Source organism: Pseudomonas taiwanensis (assembly GCF_013393345.1).
Classification (GTDB): domain Bacteria; phylum Pseudomonadota; class Gammaproteobacteria; order Pseudomonadales; family Pseudomonadaceae; genus Metapseudomonas; species Metapseudomonas resinovorans_C.
The window spans coordinates 149,227-174,753 of sequence record NZ_QJRF01000040.1; the positions used below are offsets into that span (position 1 = coordinate 149,227).

Consider the following 25,527-nt stretch of genomic DNA (forward strand, 5'->3'; position numbering starts at 1 on the left):
CTTTTTCCCTTGCACGATTCCGAAACTCCTGTATTTTGCGTAACACATGAAATAATAATTAAACCGCAACCAAGTGGTGAGGGCTAGGATGGACCTGTTAAACATGGCGCTGTCGCTGTCCAGAAAGGTAACCCCATCGTCTCAAGGCAAACGCGGAAAGCGTTTGCGAACGAGCCTGCTGGCAGGCTTCTGGATGGCTTTCACCGCGGTTCAGGTGACAGCGGGGGACGTCGTCAGAGTGCACAACTGGGCCGAGTACATAGACCCCGAAGTGATTGACGACTTCGAGCGGGATACCGGCATCCGGGTCGATTACAGCCAGTTCACCACCGCCGCCGAGCTGGAGGCTGACCTGGCAGCGGGGCAGCGTTACGACGTGATAGTCCCCACCGACTTCCAGCTCGAACGCATGATCAAGGCGAAGCAACTGCTCGAACTGGACCTGCAGCTGTTGCCGAATCGAGCCGAAGTGAGCGGTGAACTGCTGGCCAGGCTGTCGTCGAAGAACCGCGCGGAACGCTTCGTCGTGCCCTACATGTGGGGTATCGCCGGACTGGTCGTCCATCAAAAGGCCGCTGCCCGGGCATTGCAGGGACCGGTGACGAACAGCTGGGGCCTGCTGTTCGACCCCGCGAACGCCAACAGCTTGAAATCCTGCGGCGCCGTCCTGCACAACGAGCCGGAACAGATGCTCTCGGTCTTCCTCAACTACCGGGGCAAGAACCTGCGTAGCCAGAGTGCACGGGGCATCGAGAAGGCCACGCGAGAACTCCGTGACCTGGGTATCCCCCTGGGCCCGTCCGGCTTCGCCGACCTGGTGGAACAGTTGGCCCAGGGCCGTATCTGCGCAACTGTCACCTGGAACGGTATCGCCTCCCTGGCCAACCAGAATGGCGAACTCCGCTTCCTGATTCCCCAGGAAGGCGGATTGATGTTCATCGACAGCCTGGCCATTCCGCGCGATGCCCCCAACAAGGCCGCGGCCTATCGCTTCATCAACCACCTGCTGGACCCGCGCAACGCCGCACGCAACGCCAGGGCTACGCACTTCACGCCCAGCCTCGACCTGACCCGCGAGCGAAACCGGAGACTACTGCCGGACATCGCCCTGCCGAGCCAGGAGGAACGCCGACGCCTGTTCTTCCTGGAACGACTGAGCGACTCACAGAAGCGCGCAGTCGATACGGCATGGTCACAGCTGGATGGGCGAGACCGGATGTAGACCACCGGAAACGCCGTCGGACTGCCGCGTCGCAGAGCGCGGCACGCCCCCAGATTGCCACCCCGCCAGCGGGCCGGTACCGATCGTGGAGCCTCCACGACCGGCAACCGGCAAGGCCCGCTGCGCCCGCGACCAGGCACGCCGGGCGTTCTTTCACGACACCCACAGGTTCCACCAAGAGCGACAGACCCATGTTCAACTCCATGCCACTGACTCTGAAACTCTCTCTTCCGCCTACCGTCGCCCTGCTGGGCCTGCTGCTGTTCGTGGGTTACACCGCCGTGCAGCTGAACGACAACGACAACCGCCTGCTGGAACTGGAGACCCTGAGCTATCCGACACTGGAGAGCGCGGATCGGGTGATCTTCCAGTTCGCTCGCGTTCCCGACCTGCTCAATGGAGCCGTCGCCGCCGGCGAACGGGAAACCCTCGAAGAGGCCCGCACCACGCTGGTGGACGTGCAGGCCAGGCTGGCGGAGCTGAAGTCGTTGACAGACGGGCGAAACGGCAGGAGTGACGAGCTGCGGGACTGGACGAACGCCATAGAGCGCTACGCCGAAAACGCGCTTGCGACAACCGAACGGTTGCTCGTAGATGCCTCCTTCGACGAGGTTCGACCGAACCTGAACCGCATGGCCAGCGACCTCAGCCAGGCCCGGGAGGCGGGAGACCGCTTCCGCAATGATGTCTACACGGACTTCCAGACCGGCCTCACCCAGGTCCGGAAGGACAATGCCACGACCACGCGCGTCGGCTATCTGCTCAGCCTCATGTTGTTGCTGCTGGTGAGCCTCGGCGCCGTGATGGTGATTCGCCAGGTCATGACCAACGTGCGGGGTGTCATCGCGTCGCTCAGGGCCATCGCCAGCGGCGACGGAGATCTGACACGCCACGTGAACGTCCAGTCCGACGATGAAATCGGCGAGATGATCAACCTGTTCAACGGTCTGCTGGACCGGCTGCAGGGCACCATTCGCGCCATCATCGAAACGGCCGACCCGCTGGAGCAGATGTCGAGGGAGCTGCATCGCCTGACCCAGGGGGCCGAAGAGAGCGCCCGCTCCCAGCAGGAACGCACGGACTCCATCAGCCGCGACATCGGCACCATGGCGGGCAGCATCCAGGAAGTGGCGCAGCGCTCGCGGCAAGCCTCCGAAGAGGCCAGCGCCGCCACCCGCCAGGCGGACGAGGCGCGACGGAACATCGACAACCTGTCCTCGAGCATCGGCGACCTCGGTAGCAGCGTGCTGGGTTCAGTGCAGGCGATGCAGAAACTGGACGAAGAGGCCCAGCAGGTCGGCTCCGTGCTGACGGTGATCCGCAGCATCGCCGAACAGACCAACCTCCTCGCACTCAATGCCGCCATCGAGGCGGCGCGCGCCGGCGAGCAGGGACGCGGCTTCGCCGTGGTGGCCGACGAGGTGCGCAACCTCGCACAGAAGACCGCCGCGTCCACCGCGGAGATCCAGGCCATCATCCAGCGCCTGCAGAACAGCGCCAATGGCGTCCTGCAGGCAATGACGCTGAATGGCGCCAAGGCCAGGGCCAGCATCGAAAGCTCCGACCAGGCCACGCGGACCCTGGAGGCGATCACCCGCGCCGTACTCCTGATCGATGAGCTGAACGCGGGCATCGCCCAGTTCACTCAGGAGCAGATTGGACTCTCCCGATCGATCCAGCAGGACACCGAAGCCCTGCAGCAGGACACCCAAGCCACGACCCAGGGGGCCGACGCCACCGCGCGCCTGGGCGAACAACTCGTGGATACCGGTGAGCAGCTGCGCTGCGCCACGGCCCAGTTCCGCATCTGACCTTTTCCAACCACACGAGCAGTAACAGCATGCAAGGCATTAGAACACTCGGTCTGGCCGGCCTCATCGCGAGCGCGCCGGCCATCGCCCTGGAACAGGGCGAATATCGATTCAATGGTTTCGGCAGCGCCGGCCTCACCTACCTGGGGGGAGAGGACGGCGGACGCGGCTATGGCATCAACGGCCAGACCACCGATTCCTGGCGAGGGGACCAGCTCTCCAAGCTGGGCGCCCAATTCCAGTACGGACTGACCGACACGCTGGGCGCTACCGTCCAGGCCACCGCCAAAGCGGAGCAGGACACCTGGAAAACGAACCTGGAATGGGCCTACCTCTCCTGGGCCGCCACCGATGGCCTGACCCTGCGCGCGGGCCGCTTGCGCCTGCCGGTGTACATGTACTCGGAAACCCTGGACGTGGGCTTCACCCACCCCTGGGTCCGACTGCCCGACGAGGTCTACAGCCAGGTCCAGCTGAGCAACTACGAAGGCGGCGACCTTCTCTACAGCCTGCCGGTCGGCATCGGTTCCCTGGCGCTCCAGGTAGCCGGGGGCCAGGCGGTCAACCGCAACCTGTTCACCCTGGATGACCTCTACGACATCGACTACAAGAAGGTCTTCGCCGCCAACGTCACTCTGGAAACCAACGACTTCGGTGCCTTGCGCGTGGGCTACGCCGAGGCCGACATCGACGCCGACATCACCACTTCGGTCATCGTCCCCGGCGGTGTGCCGGCCAGCGTCGGCTTCAAGCAATTGGAACGACAGAAGGCCAAGTTCACCTCTATCGGTTACCAGTACGACAATGGGACCTGGATCACCTCCAACGAATGGACCAGCAACAACAGCGAGGCGGACCAGGAAGGCAGCATCGACGCGTTCTACCTGATGGGCGGTCGTCGCATAGGTGACGTGCTGCTCCACGTCACCTACGCACAACTGGATGAAGACAATGGCCGCCAGAGCTCCTGGACCTATGGCCTGAACTACAACCTGGCGCCGACCCTCATCCTCAAGGGCGAGTACAAGCGGGTGGACACCCGGGGCAATGGCTATCGCGGCACCTTCGTCGAAAGCGCCCAGGAGACCTTCGATCACGCCAGCTTCGTTGCCAGCAATGGTGCGGCCGGCATCCCCCCGCGCAACTATGACGGCGACATCATCAGCGTCGGCATCGACTTCGTGTTCTAAGGAGTGACCTCATGCAGCCGTTTTCAAAGGCCGTGCTGGCCATCGCCCTGCTATTGGCAGCCACCCAGGCTCACTCCGAAGTGGTGGTAGTGGTGAACGCTGGCACCAGCGCCGCCCCCAGCCAATCGGATGTAGCCAACATCTTCCTCGGCAAGGACACGCGCCTCAAAGGCATCGACCAGGCAGGCTGGAACCCGACCAAGGAGAAGTTCTACGGCAGCGTGACCGGCAAGAACGAGTCGCAGCTCAAGTCCTACTGGTCCGGCCTGGTGTTCACCGGCAAGGGCCAGCCGCTGCGAAGCGCCGCCGATGACGCCGCAGTGGTGGCGCTGGTCGCCGAGGAATCGAACGCCATCGGCTATGTCGACAGAAGCGCCGTCAACGACAAGGTGAAGGTGCTCTTCACCCTGCCCTGACGCCGCCCTCCCCCAAACTCCGCCGCGGCAGACCCGGTGTCCGCCACGGCGGCTATCCGCCTGCGACACCCAACGCTTTTGCGACAGCCCTGCCATTCTTCTCTTTGCACATGACTCGTTGTGAGTTAATTTACATAACGTCAGTTATTCAAATTAAAACAACAGAGTTGACCGAGGCGAAGATGGATTCAGACAACAATGAACTGTCGCTGTCGGCGCGCCAGCGGCGCCTGCTCCTGCAGGCGATTGGAAGCGCGACACTGGTGGGCGGAGTGGCCTTGGCCGGCCGGTCCATGGCTCAGGACGCTTCAGCGCGACAGGACGATGTTCTTGACGTGGCGATCATCGGTGGAGGGTTGGCCGGCCTGACCGCCGCACGGGATCTGCAGCGCGCTGGCTGCGAGTCCTTCGTGGTACTGGAGGCCCGGGACCGCGTGGGCGGGCGCACCTACAACCACGACCTGGGCGACGGCGTCATCTCCGAGGCCGGCGGGCAATGGATCGGCCCGGGCCAGACCGCCATCTTCGACCTAGCCCGCGAGCTGGAAGTCGATACCTTCCCCACCTACTACCAGGGCAGGAACGTCTACCTGGTTGGTGGCGCCAAGTATGAGCAGGACCTATCCAGCGGCCAGAATAGCCACGCCCCGGTCGTCATGAAGCTCGATGAACTGGCGCGGCGAGTCCCTAGCAGGGAACCCTGGACCGCGACAGACGCAGCCGCCATCGACAAGCTGTCGGTCGGCCAGTGGCTGGACCAGCAGGGCATCGACAATGAAGGGCGGTTGAGCTTCGACGCCTCCATCGGCCTCACCACGGGAACGCCGCCCTCCAACCTTTCGCTGCTGCACTATCTCTCGCTGATCAACTCCGCCGACAGCAGCATGGAGAAGCTCGAAGGCTTCAAGGGCGGCGCCCAGGAAACCCGCTTCGTCGGTGGCTCCCAGGTCCTGTGCACCCGGATGCGGGAGGCCCTGGGCGACAAGGTGCGGCTGTCCAGCCCCGTGCGCAAGATCGTCGGCTGGGATCGCGATATCGTCGAGATCCATACCGACCGGGGCCTGATCCGTGCACGCCAGGTTATCGCCGCGCTGCACCCGGCGCTGTGCAATCAGATCGCCTTCGAACCCGCGCTGCCCGAGGGCCGCGCACAACTGCAACGCCTCTGGCCGTCCCATGCGCCGATGCGCAAGACCGTGCATGTCTACGACCGGCCGTTCTGGCGCGAAAAGGGACTCAACGGGCAGATCACCCAGGCCGATGGTCCGGTGATTCTCTCCTACGACAACTCACCGCCAGACGGACGCGTCGGCGTACTCGCCACCTTTGTCAGAACCGCCCAACTGCCCCATGACGCCAAGCGAGCAGGGAGCATTCTCTCGGGCATCTTCGCCCAGGCCCTGGGTGACGAAGCGCTGCATCCCAAGCAGTTCCACGACTACGACTGGGGCAAGGTAGACCCCTGGACCCTGACCTGCGTCGCGTCCATCCCCCCCGGTTTCCTGACGAAATGGGGCCATTACCTGAAACCCGCGGTGGGTCGCCTGATCTGGTCGGGTACCGAAACCGCCGACATCTGGGCCAGCTCAATGGACGGCGCGGTGCGCTCGGGACACAGGGCGGCACTGGAAGCCCTGCAAGCGCTTGCCAAGGCACGGAGGAGCGCCTGATGAAACGTGCCACCGTACTTGGGGTAGCCATCGCGGCGGCGGCGCTGATGGCCCTGGCCACCAACCTAGGCCATGAACCCTGGAGCGCCCAACGCTTCTCGATCTTCGGAACCCTTCGCTCCGGACGCCTGGCCGTCCTCCAAGCGCTCCAATCACTTGTCCAGGGCCTGGGAGCTTCGCAATGAAACGACCCTTTCTTATCGGCACCACGGTGATCACGGCTGGCCTCGCGGCGGCAGCCACCCTGCTGGGTCCGGAGTTGCTGACGGGCTATCGATTCATGGATGCCCTGGATGGCTACTACAGCGACTACGAGGCCAACGGAGGGCCCTGGCCGCAGATTCAGGATTCCTGCGCGCTCTGCCACGGCGTCAAGGGACAGCCCCGTGACGGGCAGTACGCGGCCCTGGCCGGCCAGCCAGCGCCCTATATCGAGTCCCAGCTGCACGCCTTCGCCCAGGGTCGCCGTCACAGCGCGCAGATGGGGCCGCTGGCCGCGAGCCTGACCGATGTCCAGATCAAGTCCCTGGCGGACTATTTCTCCAGGCAGACGCCGGAAACCACGGAGGCACCGGGCCAGGATGCAGCACTGGCGAAACAGGGGAAAGCCGTTGTCGCCGCCAGAGGATGCATTGCCTGCCACGGAGAAAACCTCTCCGGCGGTCCCCTCGGCCCACGCATCGCCGGACAGGGCGAAGGCTATCTTCTCGACCAGTTGCAGGCCTTCAAGCAGGGACAGCGCCAAGACCCTACCCAGGCCATGAACGCCATGGCCGGCTTGCTCTCGGAAGACGAACTCAAGGCCACGGTCCACTACCTCTCCAGCCTGGCGCCGAAATCGACCGCCAGGTAATCCGCTGCCAGCCAAGGTGGGCAAGGACGCTCACCACCACCGCCGTACCTCCTCCAAAATTGCACTGAGCGTCCATCGGCATGGCTTGGTGCACGCAGCGCACTCTATGAGCGAGCGCGAAGTGTAAGGCCGGGGCGCCGCATCAGCGGTATGACGCGACACTGGGGGTATTGGCGAATACCCATTAAGAGGCATTCACCTCGTCGAGCCCTGTCTGTGAGTCTGATGCCGCCAAACGGCACCACTTCACAGGAAACGCTATGACGACAAGAACAACAAATAGCTGGCGGCAACCCGTACTGCTGCCCCTCGTTAAACTGTTCCTGGCCTCCCAGGCCCAGGCCGTGAACTTCGACATCGGGGAGATTCAGGGGAGTTTCGACAGTTCGCTGTCCGTCGGCACCAGTTGGGCGACGCGCGATCCGGATAAGGACTTCATTGGCGTTGCCAACGGCGGCACGTCATCGACGACCACGGCCGATGATGGCCGACTGAACTTCAAGAAGCACGAGGTGATCTCCAGCATCTTCAAGGGCGTCCACGACCTCGAACTGAAGTACGGTGATTCCGGCCTTTTCGTCCGCGGCAAGTACTGGTACGACTTCGAACTGAAGGATGGCCACCAGCACCTCTACGACATTGACGACCACGGCCGTGCACGCAGCGCCAAGGCTTCCGGTGCAGAGTTCCTCGACGCCTTCGTCTATACCGGCTACGAGATCAATGACCTGGCTGGCACGGTGCGCCTTGGCAAGCAGGTGGTCAGCTGGGGGGAAAACCTGTTCATTCGTGGCGTCAATCAGATCAACCCTGTCGACGTCGCGGCCTTCCGCCGCCCAGGTGCGGAAATCAAGGAAGGGCTGATCCCGGTCAACATGTTCTATGTTGCCCAGGACCTGAGCGACAACCTGTCCATGGAGGCTTTCTACCAGCTCGAGTGGGCCAAGACGGTCATCGACAACTGCGGCACTTTCTTTTCCGGCAGCGACGTCGCCGCCGATGGTTGCAACGACAGGAACCTGATCTTCGGCAGCGATCTCGATCCCGCTAACGCCATATTCCTGCCGCGCCTTAAAGACCGCGACGCCAGTGACAGCGGTCAGTACGGAGTGGCCCTGCGTTGGTTCGTCCCGCAGCTGAACGACAGCGAGATCGGCATCTATGCCATGAATCTGCACAGCAGATTGCCGGTATACAGCCTGGTCAACAGCGCGGTACTGGACCCGTCCGACCCGGCCTTCGATCCCAACCTGATAGGTAACACGCCCAACACCGGTTACTTCATCGACTACCCCGAAGATATGCGCCTGTATGGTCTGAGCTTCCAGACCACCCTGGGCGCCACTGCGGTTACCGGCGAGATCAGTTATCGGCCGAACATGCCTCTGGCGCTCAATAGCACCGACCTGACCTTCGCGGCCCTCGGTCTGGACTCGATCCTCGGCCCAACGAGCCCGGTGGTGATACAGGACGGCCCCCTCACCCCCGGCGCCGACCTGGCCGGCTACAAGCGCATGCCGGTCACTCAATTCCAACTCGGTGCTGTCCACTTGATCGAGCAGGTCGCAGGTGCGCAACGCCTCGCTCTCGCGGGCGAGGTGGCCTACAACCGAATCAACGGCCTGAAGAGTGGTCCGGGTGAGCTGCGCTTCGGCCGCGACTCCATCTATGGCTACGGTGAGGTCGCAACGCCTGGCGTGTGCGAGACCGTGCTCAACCCCGACAATCCGCGCTTCTGCAACGGGCACGGTTACTTCAGCAGCAGCTCATGGGGCTATCGCCTGGCCGCCAGCCTTGAGTACAGCAACGTCTTCGCCGGCATCAACCTCATTCCCGAGATTGCCTGGTCCCATGATGTCGACGGTTACGGCCCCAACTTCAATGAGGGTTCCAAGTCGGCGTACCTGGCGCTTAACGCCAACTACCTGAACCGTTATGGCGCTTCGCTCTCCTACGTCGATTTCTTCGACGGGCGATACAACCCCAACACCGATCGTGACTACGTCGCTGTCAGTTTCAGCGCCAGCTTCTAATTCAAGGATAACGCCATGAAAAAGCACTTTTGGTCGCCCGCGTACGTCCTGACCATAGCCCTGTCGACCGCCTCTGCAGGCGCTGCCGACCTTATCGGCCTCACGCCTCTGGGGGCTGAAAAGATCGGCAATCAGGAGGGCACTATCCCGGCCTGGACCGGCGGATTGCCGACCGATGCGGCGAGTATCAATGACAGGGGCTTCCAGGCAAACCCGTTCACCGGGGAAAAGCCACTGTTCGTCATCACTGCGGAAAGCGCCGAGAAATACCGCAAGAACCTTAGCGAAGGCCAACTGGCAATGCTGCGTCGCTATCCGCAAACCTACCGCTTGCCGGTCTACCCGAGCCACCGCACCCTGGCTCTGCCACAACGCATGTACGATGCCGCTGAGACCAATGCCAAGGTCGTCCGACTCGGCGCCGATGGTCTAAGCATCGAGAACTTCACGACTGGCCACTATCCCTTCCCGCAGCCCAGGACTGGTACGGAGGTGATCTGGAACCACCAGACCCGCTACCTAGGTGGCAATTTCCGACGCTGGATCACCCAGGCCACCCCCCAGGTAAACGGCCAGTACACCATGGTTCACCTCGAGGAAGAGGTCGTCGAACCGGCCCTGGCGGAGGGCATCGACCCGCAGCGCGCGCGCAATCTGCTGCAGTTGTTCAAGCAAACGGTCACGTCCCCCGCGCGCATGGCCGGCAACGTGTTGCTCGTCCATGAGACTCTGGACCAGGTGAAGGAGCCGCGCCTGGCCTGGGTCTACAACGCCGGTCAGCGCCGCGTAAGACGCGCGCCCCAGGTCGCTTACGACGGGCCAGGCACCGCCTCCGATGGACTGCGCACCACCGATAACCACGACATGTTCAACGGCGCGATGGATCGCTATGACTGGAGGCTTCTGGGCAAGCGCGAGATGTACATCCCCTACAACAGCTACGAGCTGGACTCGCCTGCGCTCAGGTATGACGAAGTCATCAAGCCTGGGCACATCAACCAGGACTTGACCCGTTATGAGCTGCACCGGGTCTGGGTGGTCGAGGCCACCCTGCGCGAAGGACAGCGCAACATCTACGCCAAGCGCGTGTTCTACGTGGACGAGGATAGCTGGCAAATTGCCTTGTCCGAGCACTACGACGGTCGTGGCCAGCTCTGGCGTGTCGGCGAAGGCCATGCCAAGCACTACTTCAACCAACAGCACATGGGCTACACGCTCGAAGTGCTGTACGACCTGCTGGCCGGACGCTATGTCGCGCTGGGCATGAAGAACGAGGAAGATCGCAGCATGGAGTATGGGTTCACGGCAAGAATGAGCGACTTCACGCCTTCGGCGCTGCGCAAGAGCGGGGTCCGTTGAGACTTTATCCGTCCGGGGCGGAACGCCCTGGACGGAACTCAGGATCAAGCAACCCCAGATGAATGACGAGTGGAAGCATTGCCACTCGGCGCGTTTCTCCTGAAGCACGTGCCGGGATGGTGGTATGAATGCTGTCATCAGGACTCTCTCACACCCTCTCAACCAGGAATCAGGCGAGCAGAAAACATGACCCATCCTGATGAAGTATCGAAGGCGCCCGGCCTGCTTGTGCGCCCTCGCCTATTGGAGAACCTGGATTCTGGTCGACGCATTCGCCTGCTTTGCGCTCCGGCGGGGTTCGGCAAGAGCGAACTGGCCCGACAGTTCGCTGCACGTCTGCCTCATTGCCCAGTGGTGTGGCTCGACCTGCACAGTGTTGAGAAAGGCCTTGAGAATCTCCGTGCCCAGTTCGCCGAGGCCCTGGACCTCGATGAACTGTCGCCATCGGTGGAAGAAGTACTGAAGCACCGACAACAGGGCCTCGTCGTGCTGGATGGCTACTGCCCGGAGAAAACCACGGACAAATGGCTCGAGCACCTGTTCGAGCACTGCCCAACCACACTCCAGTGGCTGGTCTGCACACGTCGACTTCCCTCCTGGAGAGTCGGCAGGTGGCTGTTGGCCGACGAACTCACCCTGCTGGGTGCAGAGGAACTGGCGCTGACCGAAGCCGAGATAAAGCTGCTGCTCTCTCAGCTGAAGCTGAGCCGACGTATCTCCGCAGTGGAACTACAGCGACAGAGCGACGGATGGATAGCAGGCATCAGTCTGCACCTGTTGTCTCTGCGGTCGGGAGTCGACAGGCCCTTCGGCCTGCTACATCGCAATTCACTGGTAGAGGATTATCTTGACAGCGAAGTCCTGGAGCACCTGCCGAAGGAGATGCTCTCTCTTCTGCGCGTCATCGCCCATGCGCCATTCGTCGACGGCCCGCTCTGCGCATTCCTGGCCGATGATCCCATGGCCTTGCGCAAGCTGCGTAGCGAGCAGTTTTTCCTGCGTCGTCTACCGGGCTCCACGGACCACTTCACTCTGTTCGCACCGCTGAAGCGACTTCTGCAAGAGCGCTATCCCGACCAGGCCCCTCCCTTGCTCGCCGCTAGCCAATGGCTGCACCTGGCCGGCGCCCACGTCGAAGCCTTCCGCTACGCGCTGGCCATCCCGGACGCCTCACGCGCGCTGGTCTCAATGGGCCAGATCGCCACACGGGAGCTGCTCATCGGGCAGAACCTGAACTACCTCCTGGAAGGTATCGATCAGCTCGGCATCGCCTGGATCGAGCAGAACCCGCAAGCTCTGGAAGTCGTTTCCAGGGCCCTGCTGCTAGGGGGACGCCTGGAACAGGCCGAGCGCACCATCCAGCTCATCGCAGAGCAAGACTTCGACCTGCACCTTGCCCTGAGCGCCGAGCTGGCTCTGCATCAGGGGCACGCGCAGGAGGCGCAGAGAATTGGATGCCGAGCTCTGGACCGCCTCGCTAGAAATGAGCGCTGGGCGCAGATGATTCTCTGCTTCTCATGCCTGACGCGTGCCAGCCTGACCATGGGTGACGTCGTGACGGCCAAGCGCCTTCAACACCAAGGTATCGAGCTTTCCCGCCGCAAGGGAGAAACGCTGTTCGAGTGCCTGCTGATACTGGACGAAGTGCTGATCGAGGAACTGGCCGGCAATCTGCCTCGGGCCCTGCAGGCCCTGGACCAATTCGATCAACTATTGGTCCAGGGCCCGGACTCGGCACTCCTGCAAGGTGCGGCGTTGATCCGGCGCGGCTGGCTCCTGATCCTGACGGGACAAGAGCGGCAGGCTCGCGAGGCCTTGGAAGAAGGTCTGTTGCTCTCCTGTGCAAGCCGTAATCCGGTGGCTTGCCACGCCCCGGCGATACTTGCGCAGCTCGATGCCAACAATGGCGACTTCGCAACTGCACAACAGCGACTAGCGGATGCGCAACGACTGATGCACTCCTGGAACGTTGCCGAAGTGATTTACAGAGGCGTCCTCGACCTGTGCACCGCCAGGATCTGGATGAAGGCCAATCACTACGAATCGGCATCCCGATTGCTCTCCCGCGTACGTGAGCAGTACGAAGGTGAGCATGCCCTCACACCGCCCAGTGCCTACCCCGACCTTTACGCCCTGGCGGGTTTCCTTCAAGCAGAAGTGCTGTGCTCCCGGGGTTCCTTCGGCGAGGCCAACACGCTGCTCGACCAACTGCTGCAACGCGCCGAGGGCAATGCTTTCAATATCATCGTCTGCCAGGCCCAGCATGCCTTGGCTGAAGTTGTCCGCCTGAGGGGGGATCTGCACAAGGCAGAACGGCTCCTGGCCTCGGCTGCCGCCATGGCCATAAGCCAAGGCCAACACAACCTGCTCATGGGAACCCATCTGGAAGCCATGGGGTCCAGCCTGCAAGCGGGGCCGGTCGCAGACTTGCAGACGGCCCCAGCGCCGGAGATCGAGCTGCTGAGCCGGCGCGAGTTGGCAGTACTCAGCCTGATCGCCAAGGGCTACTCCAACTTCGAGATCGCAAAAATCCTCTCGCTCTCCCCTTACACCATCAAAACCCATGCCAAGCACATCAATTCAAAGCTGAAAGTCAGCAGCCGGACGATGGCGACGGCCCGTGCGAAAGCCCTTGGGCTTCTGCTCTGACCCAACGGAATCGACTTCGCCGACACGCCTGAGCTCGGCCATCGTGTCGGGCAACCGCGTCGCGGACGCCCTGGCCAACTACCCCAACTCGCTTATCACGGGCTGTCGCACGCCGTCGCCCAAGGGCGTCGACACGGCTCAGAAAGATGCTCCATCACAGCGCACCCGACTGACGGCCTGAACATCCTCCTGCCGGACTACTACGCCTCTTCGAAGCCGGAAAGAACGACGGCCCCCGGCCGGCGCCAGCGTGATGCCCCCCAGACCGGCACTGCAGGGGGGTAATGGCAAATACCCACTTGGAGGCATTCACCTCGCCAGGTCATGTCTGGGAGTCTGGCTCCACCCCGACAAATAAATAGAAGGAGACACCTCATGCTCATCGATCAATCGATTCGCGAAGCCTTTCGCAACGACGGCGCCGTCCTCATCGAGAACTGCCTCGACCAAACGGAACTGGCGCAGTGCTACGAGGCGTTCAAGTGGAATGTCGCCAACCCGGGGCCGTACAAGTTCCAGGCGCTCGACGGGACCAAGCTGCAGACCCACATCGACAACGCCAACCCGGCCGTCAAGGACAAGTACGATGACCTGGTGATGTCACTCCCGTTCGGCAAGCTGTTCCAGGAGCTCTGGGGCTCGGAGCATGTCTGGTACTTCGCCGAGGAAGTGTTCGCCAAGGAAGGAGGCAAGAGCGGTCGCGGACCGTGGCACCAGGACACCGCGAACCTGCCCTGGGCCGGGGAGCACTGGGGCAATGCCTGGATCACCTTCCACAAGATCCCCAAGAAGAACTCCCTGGAGATCGTGCGTGGTTCACACCGCGGCATCCAGTACGACGGGGCCAGCTTCGCCAATGCAGAGGATCCGACTGACCCGCTCTACGGTGACGGCTCCCTGCCCCGCCTGCCGCACATCGACAAAGACCTCGCAGAAGACCCCAACGCCTGGGACGTGCTTTCGTGGCCGATCACGCCGGGTGATGTCGTCTTGCTTCACCCACACTCGCTACACGGGGGGGCCGCCGTCGATGCCGACTGCCCGGACCGCCACACGCTGGTGCTGCGCTTCTTCGGTGACGACGCCAGGTTCCGCTGCCTGCCGACATCGAACCCGAAATACGCACGCAACGGCGTCCTTTTCTCCGAAGAGATGGCCAAGCTCAACGAGGGCGAACCGTTCCGCTCGCCCATCTTCCGCCAGATCATCTGACTGAACATCGCAAGGAGTATCTCGACCATGAATCGACAGATGATCAACCCGCCACACACCCAGGAACTCTACGACCGGCTTCACTTCTCACAAGCGACCCGTGTCGGTGATCTGATCTGGGCCTCCGGCCAGGTGGGAGTCGATCGGCTCACGCAGGCCGTGGGTGAAGGGATGGAGGCCCAGGCCAGGCTGGCGTTCGACAACGTGAAAAGCGTCCTCGAAGCTGCGGGCGCCAGCATGGCCGACATAGTCGAGCTGATGACTTTCCATACCGATCTCCGGGGCGACATCCAGGAATTCATCAAGGTCAAGGATGAGTTCATCCCCGAGCGATTTCCCTCGTGGACAGGTATCGGCGTCAGCCAGCTCGCCCGCCCCGAGTTCCTGATAGAAATCCGCGTCGTCGCGGTGGCCGGCAGCGGTACCGACTGATGCTGCCCTATGAGGCAGCCGCTGAGTAACGCTTTTACGCACTGACGCCATTGCTGGCGCCTCAACGTCCGCGCGCGTCAGTGCAGCTTCATCAAGAAGACAACAGAACAAATACAAAACGCTGATGGAGACGAACATGAATCGCTTTGACGGCCCGGAGCAATCCGTCCCCCCCGAATACCCGCTGAACCTGACCGCGCGCCTGGACCGCCTGCCGGTAATGGCCACTCACTATGTCTGGGCTCTGTTACTCGCAGCCAACCTTATGCTGGAGTACTACGACAACGCCATCTTCGCCTACTCGATACCGACCATCAAAACGCACACCAACCTGAGCCTGGAGCAGATCGGCGTCATCAGCAGCGCCTTCTTCGTGGGAATGGTCATCGGAGCGCTGGTGGGAGGAAGGCTCTCGGACAAGTGGGGACGCCGTTCGGTCCTCGTCTGGTCCACTGTCCTCTACTCCTTGGGAGCACTGGCGACAGCGTTCGCACCGAACTTCGAGATCATGCTGATCTCCCGCGTGGTTACGGGTATCGGCGTACAAGCGGCCACATCGGTCCTGCTTGTCTACATCGCAGAGATGTTTCCGAGCAAGTCACGTGGCCGCTTCGTGTCCATCGTGACACTGGGGTTCGTGGTCTCCGGAGTGGGGGCGGCGGCACTCGCCATGTTTGTTCTACCCCATGGGGGCCCCAATGCCTGGCGCTACCTGCTCATCGCAGGCAGTGTCGGTCTGCTGATCGCTCCCATTGTGCGTTTCGTCCTGCCGGAATCGGTCCGCTGGTATATCTCGCGAGGGCAGATCGACAGCGCCGAGAAGATCGTCCGCAAGCTGGAAGCACGAGCCTTGCGCAACGGCCCGCTGAGCGAACCACAGGTAGTGAACCTGGAAAGGATCAAGGAGCCTTCACTACCGCAGCTCCTGAGAAACAAGGCAGTGCTGCGCACCATGGCCGTCGTCACCCTGGGCTATTTCGGCTCGAGCCTGGCCTACTACCTGTTTGCGAACTGGGGTGTCTACGCACTCATCCATGGCCTCCAATACTCCGAGGGCGATGCATACCAGACCATGTTCGTCTGGAACTTGGTCTATTGCGTCACACCGTTCCTCACCTACCTGTTCCTGGACCGGTTCGAGCGCAAGACAACCATCCTCGCCACCTCCATCCTCAGCGCGATACCGCTCGTGCTGCTCGGTCTCTCGACCAACAGCTCGGTGGTCATAATCGCAGGCGGGGCTACTGCCATCATTACCGGGCTCGTCGTCAACGCCTACTACACCTATATCCCAGAAACCATTCCCACCCAATTGCGTGCCCTGGGCAGCGGGATCGTGATGTCCGGCGGCCGGTTCGGCGGGGCCGCCTCCGGTGTCCTGGGCGCAACGCTCTTCTCCGCCGGGGGGATCGAGAGCGTGATGCTCACCGCAGCGGCCTGCTACATCATCTTCGCCATCCCCGTCGTCCTCTATGGGCCTCGTACCACGAAGCGTTCACTCGACCTGGTCACTGGCCGGGAGCTCGGCGCTATCAACGGTTCGCAGCCGGGCTCTGGAGCAAGCAGAACACTGGCCCCCCACCTGCCTGTCTCAAGAGGGAAAATTTCATGACCGATCTGTACGTCGCTGCGCTGCCTGAGGCCGCGCTCGCCAGCGTGACCGTGGCCTGGGCAGTGTGGCCAGGCAAAGCGTACACGCTGAAACATTCAAAAGAGGCAGAATGATGACCCGACTCGATGACAAGTATCGAACCCTCGGCGGATGGGAAGAGAAGCCGAGGGACCTGCAGCCGGATCTCGAGGGCAACGTCACCGCGGATGTGGTGATCGTTGGCGCTGGGCTGGCCGGGCTTTGCGCAGCCCTGGAGCTGGCCAGGCAAGGCGCCCGCGTGGTCGTCCTCGAACGTGAGTTCGCCGGCTTCGGCGCGAGCGGTCGCAACGCGGGCTATCTGGCTGGCGGGCAAGGGCTCGGATACGAGTTCTTCCTCAAGAAGATCGGCACCGAAAAAGCGAGACAGGTCGTCCAATTCTACGAGGAAGGCGTCGCTTTCGCCGAAGCGAAGTTCAAAGAGTACGAAATCGACTGCGACTACCTTCAGTCGGGGTTGATCCGTGCAGGCATCGACCCCTCCCAGGAAAGGCGGTTGCGCGAAAACATGCAGATCGGCGCCGAGCTCGGCTGCGCTTCGGAGTTTCTGGATCAGGCCGATATGCGCGCGCGCGGCATCCCTCCAGCGTTCCTGTTCGGTAGCTACGTGCCACGCGGCGGCACGCTCAATCCAGGCAAGTACGTCCTGGGACTGCGGCGTGCGGCGATTCGGGCGGGCGTGAAACTCCACGAGAACACGCCACTGCTGTCATACACCGAAGGTCCGGTCATCAAGGTGAACACTCCGCGCGGTAGCGCGAGCGCACCGCTGCTGATCTTCGCCACCAACGCCTATACGCCGCAGCTCGGTCTGCTCGCCAACAAGGTGGTGCCGTTGCGGGTCTCCGCAATCGAGACGGAACCTCTTTCGTCGGTGCAATTGGCGGCACTGGGCTGGCCAGGGCGCGAAGGCATAACGACCGTGCACTGGACCATGGAAAGTCACCGCCTGACGGCCCGCAATACGCTCGTGTCGACCACCAAGCGGCTGCGCTACGCCTACGGTTCAAAGACACCGAGTGAGCCTGAGCACCGTCACTACCACGCGCTGAGGGCTGCTTTGCATGAACGCTTCCCGACCTTGAAGGGCATCCCCATCAGGAGCTGCTGGAGCGGCTACATCAGTTTTGCCAACGATACGTTGCCCGTCATCGGCACAACCGGGGCCAATCGGAACATCTACTACGCCGCAGGATGTTCCGGTCATGGTCTCGGCACCCAGGGTCTAGTCGGACACATGCTCGCCGAGCGGATTGGAGGCATCGAGAACCCACTGCTGACGATGCTGATGCACCACGAAACGCCATCGACATTGCCCGAGCCGCTGCGCTGGTGTGCCGTCAACGGGGCATTTGCCGCGGCCAACCGCATGGACGAACGCCTCAATCGCAAAGTGCGCACCGCCTGAGCGGTGCTCGCCCCTCATCTCCTCTCCACCTAGAGAAACTCACATGACAGATCTGTACGACGTCGCCGTGATCGGTGCCGGTTTTGCCGGTGTGACCGCGGCCCGCGACCTGAGCATCGCAGGCCACTCGGTGGTGCTGCTCGAAGCACGCGAGCGCATCGGCGGACGCACCCATCTGGGTGAAGCATTCGGCCGCCCGCTGGAGCTGGGCGGCACTTACGTACACTGGACCCAGGCGCATGTCTGGCGTGAACTCACGCGCTACGGTATCGGCCTGGTGACACCCCTGTCGATTGCCAAAGCCTACTGGCTGGCCGATGGCGAGGTGCACTGCGGAACCCCGGCTGAATTCACCCGATTGACCGACCCGCTCATCACCCGGTGCTTCGCCGATGCACGTGCGCACTTTCCACGGGTGGACCGCATCGAAGCGTGCAACGTTAGCGCGGTTGACCAGCAAACTATCGGCGACCGGATCGACTCGATGAACCTTTCCGCCTATGACCGTGATCTCCTGGTCAACGTAATGGCGACGCTAATCGGCTCCGAGAGCGAACAGGGGCTTGCCCAGTTCCTGCTCTGGAGCGCGATCTATTTCGGCGACTGGAAAGCCTTCATGGAAGTGGCCGGGCACTGGCCGATCGACGGTGGAACCGGACGACTGCTCAACGCGATGGCCGCCGACTCGAAGGCCGAGCTCCTCCTGAGCACGCCGGTGACTGCGGTCGAGGACAACGGGGACCAAGTCATAGTGACCACCCGTGACGGGCAGCGTATCCAGGCGCGGCATGCCGTCGTGGCACTCCCTCTCAACACCCTGGACGACGTCTCCATCGAACCGCCGCTTGCTCAACCTGTGCGTGCCATGATCGAGCAGAAACACCCGATCATGCCCAGCAAGATCTGGGCGAGGGTCAAGGGCGAGATCGAGGCCTTTCTCGCCCACGCCCCGGTCGGCAAGCATCCCATCAGTACCGCCCGGGCCGAATGGCGCCACAATGGCGACACGCTAGTGGTGTGCTTCTGCTCGGATGCGTCGGCACTCGATGGCAATGACCCTGAGGCCGTGCAACGCGCACTGCGGGTCTTCGTCCCGGATATCGAAGTGCTGGAAACCGCTTGGCATGACTGGGCAAGCGATCCCTTCTCACAAGGCGGATGGGTTCATCACCGGCCTGGCAACCTGACCCAGGTGGTTCCACAGATGCGAAGGCCCCACGGCCGAATCCATTTCGCAGGCGGGGACATCGCGGCGATAGGTGTCGGAGGTATCGAGGGTGCCATCGAGACTGGCGCCAAGGCTGCCTGTGACATTGCTCGCGCATTGGGTAGCGCAGACCATTGACCGGACCTGTTGTCGATGGGACTGGCGTAGTGTAAGGCCGCCGTCCCATCGCATCCCCGCATGGGGCTTCACAAAAGAATTGCCAGTTCAGGAAGAAATTCGCCATGGTTCCTGCAGCAACCCATTCCGCTTTACGGGAAGGCATCCAACGTCTCGATTTCGGCCGTGTCTCTGTCTTCTTCGGCGAGAAGAGCGGGAAATATCCCGACGGTAACCAGGTGCTCATCCGTGGCTCGGACACGCGTGCGGCCTTCGACACGCCCATCGTTTCGAACTACATCGGCCTCGAGTTCGACGCCACTGAACTGGTGGTCATGGGCCACGTGCACGAAGACCATATGGCCGGATTGCACCGCCTTCCAGACGCATGGGTGTACGTGCCAGAAGCCGACTTGCAGGCAGCGCGTAGCTGGAGCGGCATGGCTGCAGCCTTTGGCATGACGGACGAGCTCCAGATCTCGCAGACGCTGGACAAGTTCCAGCGAGATTTTTTCTATACACCACGACCCGACGCACAGGGTTACGAGGACGGCATGTCCTGGAATGTCGGCCAGTCGACGATCCGGGCATTCCACATGCCTGGCCATACCGCTGGCCACTCGGTTCTGCTGGTCGAACCGGAGGGCATTGCCTTCATCGGCGATATCGACCTGACCGGCTTCGGCCCGTACTACGGCGATGCCTGCTCGAACCTTCGTGACTTCCGCCGCAGCCTGGCTCGGTTGCCGGAAATTCCGGCCAAGGTCTGGGTCACCTCCCACCATCGCGGCGTCTATACGGAGAGAGCGCGATTCCTGCGGGACCTGGCCGCCTACACGGCAGTGCTCGATGAGCGCGAGCAGCGGCTTCTGGCATGGTTGCGTGAATCACCGAAGACGCTAGGGCAGTTGGTAGAGCGGCGGATGCTTTATCCGCCGGGGTTCGAGGCGGCATGGGTCGTGGACGCCGAGACCCGCACGATTTCGCAGCACCTGGTCGAACTTCTGGCCGACGGGCGGGTGCAGGTGGACGAGCAAGACGTCTATCGGCTTGGATGAACGCATCGCTCCAGCGTAACGCCGCCCGCACCAACCTACGCCAGTGCTCGACTCCGTAGATTGGTCCGAGCGCGGCGAGACCGACATCGCCGGTTTCCCAAGCCCTGGCAAAGTCACGGCAACGTGCCGTAGACAGAGCAACAGGGTTGACTACTCCAGATTTCCCGTAGCAACGCATCAATCGGTTTTTCGGCTCCGCGCGAGGAAGCCGGGACGGTGCCGACTTTTCAACTGGATCCTCCCAAAGCTGATGCCTAAAGCATTTCTGGGTCAGGGTTATCAGATGCAGCACAGTGAGACCTGCCAATCATGTCTGAACACTGTGCCGAAACTGATGCCCGATTATGTATGTTGCAAGGGCTCGGGCTCTAGCCGACTGCACCGACCTGTCTCCCATTGCAGCAGGAGGGAAATGGCGCAAGGGAGGACCGTCAGGGTCACGACCGTCGCGATGGCGAGCCCGCCGATCACCGCGAAGGCCATCGGCCCCCAGAAGATCTGCGGCGCGATGGGAATCATGCCGAGGATCGCCGCGCAGGCCGTCAGCACGATGGGGCGTGCCCGGTGCGTCGCGGCGTGCACGATGGCCTCGCGTGGCGACCGGCCCGCGCCGACATTGATGTCCACTTCCTCGATGAGGATGATGGCGTTGCGGACGATCATGCCGACCAAGGCGATGACGCCGAGCTGCGCCACGAAGCCCATGGGCGTTCCGGTCGGCAGCATGGCCAGGACCACTCCGATCAGGCCGAACGGTGCCATCGCCAGGGCGAGGAACATCCGCGAGAAACTGCGCAGCTGCAGCATCAGCAGCACGCACATCACGAGTGCGGTCACCGGCAGTACGGCGGCCAGCGAGGCGCTCCCCTTCGCGGCTTCCTCGACGGCGCCGCCGGTTTCGACCTTGTAGCCCTTGGGCAGGCCGGCGGCAAATTGCGCGACGGCGGGCGCGAGCGCCTGCACGACGGTCGCCGCCTCGACGCCCTCACGAACGTCGCCCTGAACGGTGACCAGCGGGAGACGCTGCCTCCGCCAGATGATCGGATCCTCGACGCCGTAGCTGAGCCTGGCAATCTGCGACAGCGGGACGGCAAGCCCCTGGGCCGAGCGGATCTGCAGGTTGGCCAGGGTCGCGAGGTTCGTGCGCTCACCGATTTGCGCGCGAACGATCACGTCAACGAGACGATCCTGGTCGCGCACGGTGGTCACGGTCGTGCCAGAGAAGATCGACGCCATGGCACTGGCGATCTCCTCGGAGGAAAGCCCCAGCGCCCGTGCCTGCGTCTGGTCGATGGCGACGATGACGCTCCGTTGCGGCTCGCCCGACAGCAGATGCACCTCGCGGGTATCCGTGTTGGTCGAGAGCAGGTTGGCGAGCTGTCCGGCCAGGTCGCGCACCTTGCTTTGGTCGGGCCCCGTGACGCGGTACTTGAGGGGCCAGCCAACCGGCGGGCCGAGCTCGAGAGGTGTCGCCCGCGCGATGAGCCCCGGGAACTCCGTCTTGAACAGCCCGGCGAGCTTGGCCTGCAGTGCGTCACGCTCCTTGATGCCCTTGGTCACCACCACCGCCTGGGTCACATTGTCGTTCTGCAGTAGCACCTCCATAGGGAGGTAGAAGCGGATCGCACCGGAACCGACATAGGTCGAGAACAGATCGACACCGGGGTCTTCCTTGAGCAGCTTCTCGAGCTTCAGCGCCTCCCGCTCCGTCGCCTCCAGCGACGCGTTCTGCGGCAGCGTCAGGCTGACCAGGAGCTCCGGCCGGTCGGAGGGCGGGAAGAACTGCTGTTCGAGCTGGCCCGAGGCGACAAGCGACAGCGCGAAGGCGACGCCAGCCGCGGCAAGCGTGATCGCGCGATGTCCCAGGGCCCAGGACAAGGCACGCTGGTAGAGCCCCATGATCCGGCCGTTGCCATGGCCATGATTCGGTAAGGATTTCGGCAGGAGCAAGGTGCCGAGCAAGGGCGAGAAAAGGACGGCGACCACCCAGGATGCGGACAGCGAGATCAATACCACCATGAACATCGAATAGCAGTATTCACCCGCGCTCGAAGCGGCGAATCCGACCGGGATGAAGCCGGCGATCATCACCAGCGTGCCCGTCAGCATTGGAAAGGCAGTCGAGTCGTAGGCGAAGCTCGCCGCTCGCTTGAGGCTCCAGCCCTCCTCCAACTTTCCAATCATCGCCTCGACAGTGATCATCGCGTCGTCGACGAGCAGGCCAAGGGCGATGATCAGCGCACCGAGCGAGATGCGCTGCAGGCCAATGCCAGTCAGCTCCATGCCGATGAAGGTCAGAGCCAGGACGAAGGGAATCGAGATGCTGACGACGAGGCCGGCGCGGACGCCGAGCGAGAGGAACGAGACAGCGAGCACGATCGCAATCGCTTCGGCCAGCACCTTCAGGAAACCGCTCACGGCCTGCTTGACAACGGTAGATTGATCGGCGACCTGGAGCATCTCGATGCCGTGGGGCAACGCCCTCCTCACCTCGTCCATGCGGTCCCGCACCGCTTGTCCGAATTCGAGCAGGTTGCCGCCGGAGGCCATGGAGATGGCGACGCCGAGCGCCTTCTCGCCGTTGACGCGGAACTGCGGCGATGGCGGGTCGGCCGGGATACGCCGGATAGTAGCCAGCTCAGTCAGCGGCACGAACCGGTCGTTCGCCCGCAGCGTCATGGTCCGTAGGCTCTCCTCGGAGACGAAGCTGCCGCTCACGCGCAGAGCGATCTTGTCGTCCGCCAGGCGCACTGTTCCGGCGGGGCTGACAGCGTTCTGAGCGCTCAGGGCCCTCAGCACCGCCTGCTCGTCCAGCCCGAAGGCGGCCAGCAGGCTGGGGGAGAATTCGACGGCGATCTGTTCCTCCTGCACGCCCAGGAGCTGCACCTTGCCGATGCTCGGGATGCGCAGCAATTCCGCACGCACGCCCTCGAGGTAGTCGCGCAACTCCCGATCCGAGAATCCCTCGGCCGTGAACCCGTAGATCTGGCCATAGGTGTCGCCGAACTCGTCGTCGAAGAACGGACCCTGGACCCCGCTGGGGAGGGTCGCGGCGATATCGGCCATCTTCTTGCGCACCTGGTACCAGGCGTCGGGGACGATGTCTGCCGGCGCATCGTCGCGCAGGTTCACCATGATCACCGTCTCGCCCGGGCGCGTGTAGCTGTCGAGCCGGTCGAGCCAGGGGATCTCTTCGAGCTTCTTCTCCAGGCGATCGGTCAGCAGCTTCGTCGTGTCGTCGATGTTCGCGCCGGGCCAGCGAGCGGCCACCACCATGGTCTTGATGGTGAAGGCCGGGTCTTCGTTGCGGCTCAGTTTCGAATAACTCATCGCGCCGCCGAGCAGCGTGATCAGCATGAGGAAGAAGATCAGCGGCTTTTGAGCGATCGACCAGGCCGAGAGATTGAAGCCGCCCTGCCCTTCCGGACCTGCCTTGTTCGAACTCATTTGGCCACCTCGCCGACATCGTAGGTGACTTTCTGGCCGGGCCTGAGTTTGCTCACACCCGCGGTGACCACGGCATCGCCTTCGCTGAGCCCGGACTCGACCAGCGCTTGCGTCGCCGTGTAGCGCGCCACCACCACCGGTTTGCGGACAAGCTCCTGGCTGGTGGGCTGGACCACGAACACCGCAGCGTTGCCAGCCTCGCTCGTCAAGGCCGAGGACGGCAGGATGATGAGCGACTTACCGGGCAGGATCAGGCGTCCACTTACCGTGGCGCCCAGCGCCATGGTAACGGGGGCGTCGGGCAGCGCGATACGGACGCGGTAGGTGCGGGTCGCCGGGTCCGCGGTTGGACTCGCATCGCGGACCCGGCCGATCACCTTGACCGAGGGATCGGAGAGGAGCGCCACTTCGACTTGCACGTCGGAGGGCACACTGGTGTAGATCCGCTCGGACACGTTGAAGACGGCATCGCGTTCATGGGTGGAAGACAGCTTGATCGCCGGCTGGCCAGCATCGACGACCTGCCCGGCATTGACCAGTACCGCGCTGACGATGGCGTCGTCGGGCGCACGGAGCTCTGTGTAGGTCAGCTTGTTGCGGGCGGTCTGCAGTCCCGTTCTGGCGACCTTGAGCTTGGCGTTGGCGGCGCGCCAGTTGGCCTCGGCTTCCTCGACCCGCGCACGCGCGACGAACTGCTTCGCGAAGAGGGTGCGCTGCCGATCGAGCTCCGACCTCGCCAATCCCTCCGCCGCCTCGGCACTCTTCACCTCGGCCTCGGCGGTCAGCACTTCGTTCTGGACGTCGTTCGGATCGAGTGTCGCCAGAACCTGCCCCTTGACGACACTCATGCCGATCTCCGCGGCACGGGTCGCGACGCGGCCGTCGATGCGGAAGCCGAGGTTGGTTTCGACATTCGCCTGGATCTCGCCCGTCTGGGCGACCTCATCGCCGATTGAGACAGACTTCGCGATGACCGTGCGGACGGGACGCGGCGCCTCTGTCGTTTGTATTTCTTCCTGACACCCCGTCAGTGCCATAGCCAGGCTGCAGGTATAACCGCAGAACAGGAATGTCTTGAGTAGCTTCATCTCGGGTCTCCTTGCTCAAGCACGAGCAGTACTGAGCGACGCACGCACTCCTGGAGTTCTGTGCGTGCGGCGCTGAAAATCGATAGAGCCTTTCATGGCACGAACCTCTGAAGCCTGTGGTGTTTTGCTGAACGGTAATCCCGGATAAATTTAACACAACACACGTTATTATTAATATTCATCAGACGAAATTAGCCCTGCTCCAGAGCTCGGCAACGGAACGGTAGTCCGGTATCAGGCATTGGCGCCTGGCTCATTCCCGCGTGGCCTGCGGGTGTCTGTTTCGCCTGTCCGGGCGAGTCCCTTTCTCAATCGACGGATGGCCCCCCGTCCTCTAAAAAGGAACCAAAGGGCTGGCCCCTGCCTCCGAACTCGGCGTCCCCGCCCAGCATCGTCGCTCCGGGAGTACGGCGCGAGGGACGATCCATTCCGCTCGCCCGCCCTGACGGAGCAGTTCGCGCGGCGTCACCTTCATTGCGTCATTTCAGGTCCGTACAGGAATCCAGGACTGCGTGGACTCCCCGGCGCGAGTCACCCCTCTCTTCTTCAGGGGTAAAGAGGCACGCTTTCGAAATCATCGCTTCCGGTGCCGATGAACGACTGAGCGCGAAGCGATCCCGCTGGGGCGCAGAGCGGGGGCGGGAGAGAGGGCAACATCCGCAGGCTTGGTTTCAGACAACGGCGCTCGCGCAACATTGCCAATCCAG

Annotated in this window: 18 protein-coding genes; 16 read left to right on the top strand and 2 right to left on the bottom strand. The window is 62.8% G+C overall.

Annotated features, from left to right (window positions below):
* The first annotated feature begins 163 nt into the window (after positions 1 to 163).
* From DM872_RS06705 to DM872_RS06780, 16 genes are all read left to right on the top strand, one after another.
* Positions 164 to 1,222 (top strand): extracellular solute-binding protein, encoded by a 1,059-nt coding sequence (locus DM872_RS06705; RefSeq protein WP_179058726.1) that lies wholly within the window; start codon positions 164 to 166, stop codon positions 1,220 to 1,222.
* A 191-nt stretch (positions 1,223 to 1,413) separates the two neighbouring features.
* Positions 1,414 to 3,033 carry a methyl-accepting chemotaxis protein gene (locus DM872_RS06710; RefSeq protein ID WP_179058727.1) on the top strand — a complete coding sequence of 540 codons (1,620 nt, stop codon included), beginning with the start codon at positions 1,414 to 1,416 and terminating at the stop codon, positions 3,031 to 3,033.
* A 29-nt stretch (positions 3,034 to 3,062) separates the two neighbouring features.
* Positions 3,063 to 4,223 carry a porin gene (locus tag DM872_RS06715; protein ID WP_179058728.1) on the top strand — a complete coding sequence of 387 codons (1,161 nt, stop codon included), beginning with the start codon at positions 3,063 to 3,065 and terminating at the stop codon, positions 4,221 to 4,223.
* Positions 4,224 to 4,234: 11 nt separating this feature from the next.
* Positions 4,235 to 4,639 carry a phosphate ABC transporter substrate-binding protein gene (locus DM872_RS06720; RefSeq protein WP_179058729.1) on the top strand — a complete coding sequence of 135 codons (405 nt, stop codon included), beginning with the start codon at positions 4,235 to 4,237 and terminating at the stop codon, positions 4,637 to 4,639.
* A gap of 182 nt (positions 4,640 to 4,821) precedes the next feature.
* Positions 4,822 to 6,309, top strand: a complete 1,488-nt coding sequence (locus DM872_RS06725; protein ID WP_179058730.1) for a flavin monoamine oxidase family protein — start codon at positions 4,822 to 4,824, stop codon at positions 6,307 to 6,309.
* Positions 6,309 to 6,494 carry a hypothetical protein gene (locus tag DM872_RS06730; protein ID WP_179058731.1) on the top strand — a complete coding sequence of 62 codons (186 nt, stop codon included), beginning with the start codon at positions 6,309 to 6,311 and terminating at the stop codon, positions 6,492 to 6,494. Before DM872_RS06725 ends, DM872_RS06730 begins: the two co-directional genes overlap by 1 nt.
* Positions 6,491 to 7,162 carry a c-type cytochrome gene (locus DM872_RS06735; RefSeq protein WP_179058732.1) on the top strand — a complete coding sequence of 224 codons (672 nt, stop codon included), beginning with the start codon at positions 6,491 to 6,493 and terminating at the stop codon, positions 7,160 to 7,162. The genes DM872_RS06730 and DM872_RS06735 overlap by 4 nt, the downstream gene beginning before the upstream one ends.
* A 260-nt stretch (positions 7,163 to 7,422) precedes the next feature.
* The gene (locus DM872_RS06740) at positions 7,423 to 9,195 is read left to right on the top strand and encodes a DUF1302 domain-containing protein (RefSeq protein WP_179058733.1); all 1,773 of its coding nucleotides are present in this window, start codon (positions 7,423 to 7,425) and stop codon (positions 9,193 to 9,195) included.
* A gap of 15 nt (positions 9,196 to 9,210) precedes the next feature.
* Complete coding sequence (locus DM872_RS06745; RefSeq protein WP_179058734.1) at positions 9,211 to 10,554, top strand: DUF1329 domain-containing protein; 1,344 nt, start codon at positions 9,211 to 9,213, stop codon at positions 10,552 to 10,554.
* Positions 10,555 to 10,740: 186 nt separating this feature from the next.
* Entirely contained in the window at positions 10,741 to 13,203 is a 2,463-nt protein-coding gene (locus DM872_RS06750; protein ID WP_179058735.1) for a LuxR C-terminal-related transcriptional regulator, read from the top strand.
* A 375-nt stretch (positions 13,204 to 13,578) separates the two neighbouring features.
* Positions 13,579 to 14,415 (top strand): phytanoyl-CoA dioxygenase family protein, encoded by an 837-nt coding sequence (locus tag DM872_RS06755; protein ID WP_028628332.1) that lies wholly within the window; start codon positions 13,579 to 13,581, stop codon positions 14,413 to 14,415.
* Between the two features lie 27 nt (positions 14,416 to 14,442).
* Positions 14,443 to 14,847, top strand: a complete 405-nt coding sequence (locus DM872_RS06760; protein WP_179058736.1) for a RidA family protein — start codon at positions 14,443 to 14,445, stop codon at positions 14,845 to 14,847.
* Between the two features lie 136 nt (positions 14,848 to 14,983).
* The gene (locus DM872_RS06765) at positions 14,984 to 16,459 is read left to right on the top strand and encodes an MFS transporter (RefSeq protein ID WP_179058737.1); all 1,476 of its coding nucleotides are present in this window, start codon (positions 14,984 to 14,986) and stop codon (positions 16,457 to 16,459) included.
* 112 nt (positions 16,460 to 16,571) lie between these two features.
* Positions 16,572 to 17,903 (top strand): NAD(P)/FAD-dependent oxidoreductase, encoded by a 1,332-nt coding sequence (locus DM872_RS06770; RefSeq protein WP_179058738.1) that lies wholly within the window; start codon positions 16,572 to 16,574, stop codon positions 17,901 to 17,903.
* A 43-nt stretch (positions 17,904 to 17,946) separates the two neighbouring features.
* Positions 17,947 to 19,248 carry a flavin monoamine oxidase family protein gene (locus DM872_RS06775; protein ID WP_179058739.1) on the top strand — a complete coding sequence of 434 codons (1,302 nt, stop codon included), beginning with the start codon at positions 17,947 to 17,949 and terminating at the stop codon, positions 19,246 to 19,248.
* Positions 19,249 to 19,352: 104 nt separating this feature from the next.
* Positions 19,353 to 20,285, top strand: a complete 933-nt coding sequence (locus tag DM872_RS06780) for an MBL fold metallo-hydrolase (protein WP_179058740.1) — start codon at positions 19,353 to 19,355, stop codon at positions 20,283 to 20,285.
* Between the two features lie 342 nt (positions 20,286 to 20,627).
* On the opposite strand, the gene DM872_RS06785 is transcribed toward DM872_RS06780, so the two are convergent.
* Positions 20,628 to 23,732: an efflux RND transporter permease subunit gene (locus tag DM872_RS06785; RefSeq protein WP_179058741.1), complete on the bottom strand. Its 3,105-nt coding sequence runs from the start codon at positions 23,730 to 23,732 to the stop codon at positions 20,628 to 20,630.
* Entirely contained in the window at positions 23,729 to 24,820 is a 1,092-nt protein-coding gene (locus tag DM872_RS06790) for an efflux RND transporter periplasmic adaptor subunit (protein ID WP_179058742.1), read from the bottom strand. Before DM872_RS06790 ends, DM872_RS06785 begins: the two co-directional genes overlap by 4 nt.
* Positions 24,821 to 25,527: the final 707 nt, after the last annotated feature.